Origin of the sequence: Shinella sp. SUS2 (assembly GCF_001262505.1) — a bacterium.
Taxonomy (GTDB): domain Bacteria; phylum Pseudomonadota; class Alphaproteobacteria; order Rhizobiales; family Rhizobiaceae; genus Shinella.
On the sequence record NZ_KQ410780.1, the window covers coordinates 1 to 8,543 of the forward strand.

Annotated in this window: 5 protein-coding genes and 1 pseudogene; 5 read left to right on the plus strand and 1 reads right to left on the minus strand. The window is 55.9% G+C overall.

Annotated elements, in window-relative coordinates:
- The first annotated feature begins 292 nt into the window (after window positions 1–292).
- The 5 genes from AKG11_RS32300 to AKG11_RS32320 all read left to right on the plus strand — a co-directional run bounded on the left by AKG11_RS32300 (window position 293) and on the right by AKG11_RS32320 (window position 7,989).
- Entirely contained in the window at window positions 293–1,384 is a 1,092-nt protein-coding gene (locus AKG11_RS32300; RefSeq protein WP_050746968.1) for an AI-2E family transporter, read from the plus strand.
- Window positions 1,385–1,695: 311 nt separating this feature from the next.
- Window positions 1,696–4,068 (plus strand): phosphoketolase family protein, encoded by a 2,373-nt coding sequence (locus tag AKG11_RS32305; protein ID WP_050746969.1) that lies wholly within the window; start codon window positions 1,696–1,698, stop codon window positions 4,066–4,068.
- A 119-nt stretch (window positions 4,069–4,187) separates the two neighbouring features.
- Window positions 4,188–5,075 (plus strand): ribose-phosphate pyrophosphokinase, encoded by an 888-nt coding sequence (locus AKG11_RS32310; protein WP_256364434.1) that lies wholly within the window; start codon window positions 4,188–4,190, stop codon window positions 5,073–5,075.
- Between the two features lie 44 nt (window positions 5,076–5,119).
- Window positions 5,120–6,475, plus strand: coding sequence for an MBL fold metallo-hydrolase RNA specificity domain-containing protein (locus tag AKG11_RS32315; protein ID WP_050746970.1), 1,356 nt, complete (start codon window positions 5,120–5,122; stop codon window positions 6,473–6,475).
- 5 nt (window positions 6,476–6,480) lie between these two features.
- Window positions 6,481–7,989, plus strand: a complete 1,509-nt coding sequence (locus tag AKG11_RS32320; RefSeq protein ID WP_256364436.1) for a thymidine phosphorylase family protein — start codon at window positions 6,481–6,483, stop codon at window positions 7,987–7,989.
- Between the two features lie 349 nt (window positions 7,990–8,338).
- Here AKG11_RS32320 and AKG11_RS35610 read toward each other — a convergent pair.
- Window positions 8,339–8,467 (minus strand): annotated as a pseudogene (locus AKG11_RS35610) (IS630 family transposase); the annotation flags it as partial.
- Window positions 8,468–8,543: the final 76 nt, after the last annotated feature.

Sequence of the window (8,543 nt, forward strand, 5' to 3'; positions counted from 1 at the left end):
TGATAGAGCTACGATGAGCCGAAAATCCTCTCTTCTCAACTAAACCAGTTCTGTCTCAAGGGCGCTGATCCGGGACATGTTGCCTGCTCAGCGCCATGGTGGCGCTTACGGAGGAGAGGCAGATGACAACAGTCACATTCTGGCGATCGACCTCGCGAAGCGGAGCTTTCAGCTTGCCAACAAGAGCAGGGTCTCGCCCATTGCTTCACCTGCGCAAACGCGCATATCTAACCATAAAACTCCAGCCACAAAGGGATGAAGGTCCGGAGTCACAGCAGAAGAGCAAATTAGGATGTCCGTCCAGAAAACATGCTTCTATTTTATTCTCTCGTCAATCACAGTTGCGTTCATCTGGCTTCTCTTGCCTTATTACAGCGCCATTTTCTGGGCAATGGTCCTTGCAATCGTTTTTTACCCGGTTCAGGAAGTACTGGTTCGTAGCTGCGGTGGAAAGAGAAACATCGCCGCACTGCTAACGGTCGTGATCTGCGTATGTTTGGTCATCGTACCTTCTTTCGTAATTCTCGGATCCCTCGTTCAAGAAGGGAGCAATCTGTACAGAAAGTTGAGTACTGAGGAATTCGATATTGCCGGTTATGTTACAAACCTGCACACCATCCTCCCAGCGTTTCTGAAAGACTGGCTGGCGTCGCTGCAAATCGGGAGTATCGAACAAATTCGCGAAAAGATTTCGACAGCCGCCCTGCAGGCAAGCCAGCTTGTTGCCACCCACGTTTTCAGCTTCGGACAGAACACCCTTCAGCTTTTTGTCAGCTTCGGAATTACACTCTATCTCCTTTTTTTCTTATTTAGGGACGGGCCGGAGATTGGTCGGACTTTTCGCAAGGCAATGCCGCTCAGCGATGATCACGCGGAGCATTTTCTGCGGAAATTCACAGCTGTCGTCCAAGCGACAATAAAGGGAAACGTGATCATCGCCCTGACACAGGGTGCAGTTGGTGGTCTGGTATTCTGGGCCCTTGGGATTCAAGCAGCATTGTTATGGGGCATGGTTATGGCGTTCTTTTCCATGCTGCCGGCGGTGGGAGCGGCGATCGTGTGGATTCCGGCCGCGATCTGGCTGATCTTGTCCGGCATGTGGATAAAGGGTTTAATTTTAATCTTGGTCGGTGTCTTTGTTATTGGACTGATCGATAACCTCCTGCGACCGCCGCTTGTCGGCAAGGGAACGCACCTGCCGGACTATGTGATCCTCGTATCGACAGTAGGAGGCATGTCGTTGTTCGGCATTAACGGGTTTGTGATCGGCCCGTTGATCGCGGCGATGTTTATTGCGGCGTGGTCGCTTTTCGCAAAGGAACAGGAAATTTATTGCCCACGCCCTGACAACGATGCTGCTCCGGCATTGCTCAATCGAGAGTAGCCGCAACAAGCTTGAACGGAGAAGCCAAAGTCGCACCCACTGAATTCAACGCAAAAACTCCCGCACGGTTGAGCCGGCTACCCTCTCCATCGCGGCCTGCTGTCACGTCTTGTCATCGATACCCTTTTTAAGAACAACGGTGAAGTCAAACGGTGTTGTCATCAATTGTTGACTAGTGCACGGGTTGGGTAGTAATCGTAAATGACGGCGCAACGGCGCGCAGTTCTCCCAACTGGATCGGCGGGCCTCGTTCTTTAGGCCTTGCCACCGGTTTGGTGAAGCCGCATGGGCAGGCCGCGTGGGGAGAGATCATGGAAATTGATGCGAACGAATTGTCGTTGATCGACCGCTACTGGCGAGCTTCCAATTATCTGTCGGTCGGACAGATTTACCTGCTCGACAATCCGTTGCTGAAAGAGCCGCTAAAGCCTGAACACGTCAAGCCGCGCCTGCTCGGACATTGGGGCACCACGCCCGGCCTCAATTTCATCTACGCGCATCTCAATCGCATCATCCGTGCCCGCGACGAGCACATCATTTACATCTGCGGCCCCGGCCATGGTGGGCCTGGCATGGTTGCCAGTACATATCTTGAAGGCGTCTACAGCGAGATCTATCCGGAAATCGGCGAGGATGAGGCCGGAATGCGCAAGCTGTTCCGGCAGTTTTCGTTCCCGGGCGGCATTCCCAGCCATGTAGCCCCTGAAACACCAGGCTCCATCCATGAGGGCGGCGAATTGGGCTATGCGCTGGTGCATGCCTATGGGGCGGTGTTCGACAATCCCGGTCTCGTCGCTGCCTGCGTGGTCGGCGACGGCGAAGCTGAAACCGGCCCGCTGGCGGCTGCATGGCACTCCAACAAGTTTCTCAATCCGCTTTCGGACGGCACGGTGTTGCCAATCCTACATCTCAACGGCTACAAAATCGCCAATCCTACTGTCCTTGCGCGCCTCTCTGATGAGGAATTGACGCATCTGTTCACCGGCTACGGCTATGAGCCGTTCTTTGTTGAAGGCAGTGAGCCAGAAGACATGCATCGCAAGATGGCGGCAACGCTGGACGCGGTGTTCGATCGCATTGCTGGCATCCGCGAGAAGGCCAGGTCGGATTCGGCGGTGCGTCCACGCTGGCCGATGATCATACTGCGCAGCCCGAAAGGCTGGACTGGACCGAAAGAAGTCGATGGAAAGATTGTCGAGGGGCACTGGCGTTCGCACCAGGTTCCGGTGGCCAATTGCCGCAACGACGAGGGACACCGCCGCATTCTGGAAGAATGGATGCGCAGCTATGATCCCACCGACCTCTTCGATGCACAAGGCACGCTGAAACCCGAGCTTCGGGCCCTCTCGCCAGAGGGTGACAGGCGCATGGGCGCCAATCCCCATACCAATGGTGGCCTCCTGCGCAAAGAGCTGATAACGCCGGATATCCGGGCCTATGCGGTCGCAATATCCGCACCGGGGGGCGTAGAGGAGCAATCCACGAAAATCCTCGGCGATTATCTGCGCGATACGCTGAGCCTCAATGCAGAAAACCGGAACTTCCGGATTTTTGGTCCTGACGAGACTGCGTCCAACCGACTGCAAAGCGTTTTCCAGGTAACGGATCGCGTATGGATGGCCGAAAGGCTCGACACGGACGATCACCTCGCGCCCGAAGGGCGGGTTATGGAGGTGCTATCGGAGCATCTATGCCAAGGATGGCTAGAAGGTTATCTGCTGACCGGGCGCCACGGATTTTTCTCGTGCTACGAGGCCTTCATCCACATCGTCGATTCGATGTTCAACCAACATACCAAATGGCTGAAGACCTCCCGCGAACTACCTTGGAGGAAGCCAGTTTCCTCGCTCAACTATCTGCTGACCTCACATGTATGGCGACAGGATCATAATGGATTCTCGCACCAGGACCCCGGTTTCGTGGATCTGGTTGCCAACAAGAGCTCGGATATCGTTCGCGTCTATCTGCCACCAGACGCCAATACGCTGCTATGGGTTGGCGATCATTGCCTGAAGACTTGGGACCGGGTCAATGTCATTGTCGCCGGCAAACAACCGGCACCACAATGGCTGACCATCGAGGATGCGGTAAAGCATTGCGAGGCGGGCCTTGGCATATGGGACTGGGCGGGCACTGAGGAAGGGCTGGATCCGGATGTGGTAATGGCCTGCGCCGGAGACGTGCCCACCATTGAAACGCTTGCCGCTGTCGATATCCTGCGTCAGGCGCTACCGCGTCTGCGCATTCGTGTGGTCAACGTCGTTGACCTGATGGCGCTGCAAGCGCCGCAGCACCATCCGCACGGCATCTCCGATGAGGAATTCGACCGAATATTCACGCGTGATCGACCGGTGATCTTTGCCTATCATGGCTACCCCTATCTGATCCATCGCCTGGTCTACAAACGCGCCAATCACCCCAATTTCCACGTTCGCGGCTTCATCGAGGAAGGCACCACGACAACACCTTTCGACATGGCGGTTCTCAACGAGCTGGACCGCTTCCATTTGGCGATAGAAGCCGTCGAGAGGCTACCCGTATTGCGAGAGAAGGCAGAGCCGATCCTGGCCACGCTCCGGGAGAAGCTAGTGGAGCACAAGAGCTTCGTCTGTGAGCACGGTGAAGACATGCCGGAAATCCAGAATTGGAAGTGGCCCTATGCCGCCGCGCTACCAGCGAACTAGCAAAACCTCCTAGAAGCCCACACCATATTAGGGCGGCCGCAACGCCCGCCGGCTCTATTCAGAGCATCAGGAATACGGATTTGATTGACGCAATTAGAGGCTCCACTCGCGAGCAGAGATTGATCCTGCCGATGCCGGGGAATGAAGATTTTTCGGTGGAACTTGCCCGACGTGCCAACTACGAACTGGGCGCGCTCGAAACAAGGCGATTTCCTGACGGGGAAAGCTACTCGCGCATCGCATCGGACGTTCGTGGGCGCAGTGTCTACATCGTGTGCAGCCTGTCCCAACCCGATGACCAGTTCCTCTCGCTGGCCTTTACGGCTGACGCGGTACGAGAACTCGGCGCAGCGCGTGTGCATCTGATCGCGCCCTATCTTTGCTACATGCGGCAGGATACGCGCTTTCAGCCTGGAGAGGCCGTGACCTCGCGCACATTCGCACGCCTTCTTTCCTCGCTTTTCGACAGCCTCACAACAGTTGACGCCCATTTGCACCGCTATAAAACGCTCGGTGAAGTTTACTCGATCCCTGCCTTTAACCTCCATTCTGCGCCAGTCATGGCTGAATGGATCGGTAAGAACGTCACCGCTCCTTTCCTGATCGGCCCCGATGAGGAAAGTGCGCAGTGGATCGAAAGCATCGCGTCCGTTTCCGGAGCGCCCTTCGCTGTCCTGCGTAAAACGCGGCATGGCGACCGGAATGTCGTAATCGAGGTGCCTGACCTCTCCGCCTGGAAAGACAGGCAACCTATCCTTGTGGACGATATCGCGTCTTCTGGCCGTACCCTCATCGAAGCCGCCCGACAGATTGCCTCCCAAGGCCTCAAGAAGCCGGTTTGCGCCGTGGTGCACGGGCTATTGGCAGCAGAGGCCTATGCAGAACTCTCCGTTCTGGCAAGCAGGGTCGTATCGACGAACTCCATCCCCCATCCAAGCAACACCATATCGCTGATCGACACGTTTCTGGCGGCGATCGAAACCCGCGCAGACCAACAAACCAAATGAATGCGTTCAGCTCTTAGGAGCGGACCTGACACGAAAGTCTTGACATGCTCAAACTCAAATCACTCGGTGCGGCCGGTACAGTAACTGGAGCGAAGCATCTTCTGGAATTCGATAGTCACCGGATTCTCATCGACTGCGGTCTCTTCCAGGGTCTCAAAAACCTTCGCGAGCAGAACTGGGAGCCGCTGCCAGTTCCGCCGCGTGATATCGACGCCGTGATCCTGACGCATGCGCACCTCGACCACTCCGGCTACCTGCCGCGGCTGGTCCGTGATGGTTTTCGCGGTAAGATATATGCGACGGAAGCCACGCGGGATGTAGCGGAATTGATTCTCAAGGACAGCGCCTTCCTGCAAGAGAAAGACGCGGACTTTCTGAATCAGCACCACTTGTCCAAGCATCAGCCTGCCTTGCCTCTTTACGGTATCAGGGATGCACAGAGGGCGCTGGAGCACTTTACAACAGTCGATTTCAACGAGGTCATCGAGCTTCGCAACGGCGTATCCCTGCAATTCCGCCACGCCGGTCACATCCTCGGTGCGGCAAATGCCGAGATTCAGTGGGGAGGCACCCGCATGATGTTTTCGGGAGACATCGGCCGTTATGGCGATCCGCTATTCCCGGATCCGGTATCCGGAGGGAACGTCGATTACATCATGGTCGAATCGACCTATGGCAACCGCGTGCACTCAGATGAAGATCCAGCCGAAGCGCTCGCTACGGTGGCGGAACGAACAATCAAACGCGGCGGCACGCTTATCATCCCCGCCTTTGCCGTAGGGCGGGCCCAGGAATTGCTTTACCACTTCTGGAAGCTGAAATCTGCTGGCCGTCTCGGCTCCGTTCCCATTTTCCTGGACAGCCCCATGGCGATCGATGCGACGGAACTCATGAGCCGTCATTCGCAGCATCACCGTCTCGATCATGAAACTTGCCGCAAGGCTTTTGGAATAGCCCGCTACACCGATGATGTGGAGGCGTCGAAGGCAATCACTGCGAACCCGTTCCCGAAGATCGTGATCTCTGCATCGGGCATGGCAACGGGCGGCCGTGTTCTGCATCATCTGAAGACGTTCGGGCCAGATCCGAAAAACACCATATTGTTGTCCGGCTTCCAGGCAATGGGAACACGCGGACACGCGCTCCAGCAGGGCGCGAAGGAACTGAAAATTCACGGCATGTGGGTTCCGATCAATGCGGAGGTCGCGCAGATCGGCATGTTGTCCGCCCACGCGGACAGCAATGAGCTCATGCGCTGGCTTTCTGGCTTCAACGAACCGAAACGCGTGTTCATCGTGCATGGAGAGCCGGACGCCTCGGAAGCTCTACGCGTGAGGATCAAACGCGAACTTGGTTGGTCGAGTGTCGTCCCTCGGCAAGATCAGGAATTCCAATTGTGAACTCTGTGAGATCGTCTCACCCACCATTGCGGGCGCGCAGGTTGGGGCTTCATGCACAGCACCAGGCGATTGTCGTCATGCGAACGGATTGTCCTGCCTGCAAATCTGAAGGATTGACGGCACGCTCGCATATTCAGGTGCGAGCCGGCAACAAATGCATTCAGGCCGAATTGTTGCAGATTGATACCGAGTTGCTGCCGATGGGCGATATAGGCCTCTCGCAGGCAGCATGGGAGCTCTTGGCTGTTCAGGATGGGGACGAGGTCGAAATCAGCCATCCTCCCGCCCTCAGCTCTCTGGCACATGTGCGAAGCCGGATTTTTGGCCAGCGGTTCGATCGGACCGGCCTGGACGCGATCATCGCGGATGTGGTTGCTCATCGCTACACCGATGTCCATCTCGCCGCTTTCCTGACCGCAAGCGCTACGCCGCCACTCGATCTGAAGGAAACCATTGATCTCACAGGCGCGATGATTGCCGCCGGTCAACGCCTAAAGTGGGACACTGCAGTTGTTATTGACAAGCATTGCATAGGCGGTCTTCCAGGAAATCGCACGACGCCGATTGTGGTTGCCATTGCCGCGGCCAACGGTCTGATCATGCCGAAGACATCATCGCGGGCGATAACGTCACCTGCCGGAACCGCAGATACAATGGAAACGCTGGCACCGGTGAACCTCGATATTGCAGGCATCCGCCGTGTCGTCCAAGCGGAGGGAGGATGCATAGCCTGGGGCGGGGCGGTACAACTCAGTCCCGCCGACGATATTTTCATTCGGGTTGAACGCGACCTCGACATAGACACGGAAGGGCAACTCGTTGCATCCGTGCTTTCCAAGAAAATCGCCGCTGGATCCACTCACGTCGTAATCGATATTCCAGTCGGACCGACTGCCAAAGTTCGAACGACAGCGGCAGCAGACAGCCTTGCGCAAACGCTGGTTGCGGTCGGCGAACACTTTGGCCTTGCAGTCACCTGTATGAAAACAGACGGTTGCCAGCCGGTCGGCATGGGCATCGGCCCGGCACTTGAGGCGCATGATGTCCTTGCCGTTCTTCAAAATACTCCGGGCGCACCCATGGATTTACGCGAGCGTGCTGCTGCGCTGGCGGGCGCAGCACTCGAAATCGCAGGCGTGGCAGCAAACGGGGGCGGCAAATCTCTTGCGTGCGAAACACTTGACAGTGGTGCTGCCTGGGACAAATTCCGCCGGATCTGCACAGCGCAAGGAGGTATGCGCTCCCCTGGTCATGCTGAACACATCCAGACCATCCGCGCAAAACATGATGGAGTGGTTGTATCAATCGATAACCGAAATCTGGCGCGCGTCGCCAAACTTGCAGGCGCTCCACAATCGTCCGTCTCTGGAATCCGTTTGCTCTCGAAACTGGGAGATGCTGTGGTTAAAGAGCAGCCGATTTTCGAGATCCATACCGCCGTTCAGGGCGAATTAATATATGCGGCAGAATTCTTGCAGCAGATGGGTGACGTAATTCAAATCGAGTCCACCTGATTTAGGCAAGACGATCCTCCGTATTCACAATCGTTTAGCCATACGCTTCAACTATTTTTATTTACCAGCGGTGATTAATTGACGAAATACATTCAACTTTAGTCACAGGATCGGGGTCCGGAAAGAACTGGCAGCCTATAATTTTTTTATTATCCTGCCGCGCCTTCAGTCTACCGCGACCAACTATCATTGCGGCCCAAGCTTAACGACCATATGTATTATCGGACTGAAGAAGTGGGCAAAGGATCGTTGATCTTCGGCTGGCACGCCTGTGGCTATGATCGAGCCGCAGCACCTGGAAGTCATTACCTGCACGCTTGAGAAAGGGTCTTATACGGCCGCTCACTGATCAAAACCCATAGGCCCATTCTCTGCGCCCGATCGACATGATGCGCCAGGGCTGGCTTTCGAGCTTCCGCCAGGCATCGCAGCAATGATCGACGATGTCGTCGTATGATTTGAAGACGCGGTTTGATAGTACGCATCCGGGGAAGGACGCCTTGCTGTTTTGAGAATTTTGGTGAGGCTCCGGCTATATCGACGTCAATATAGCC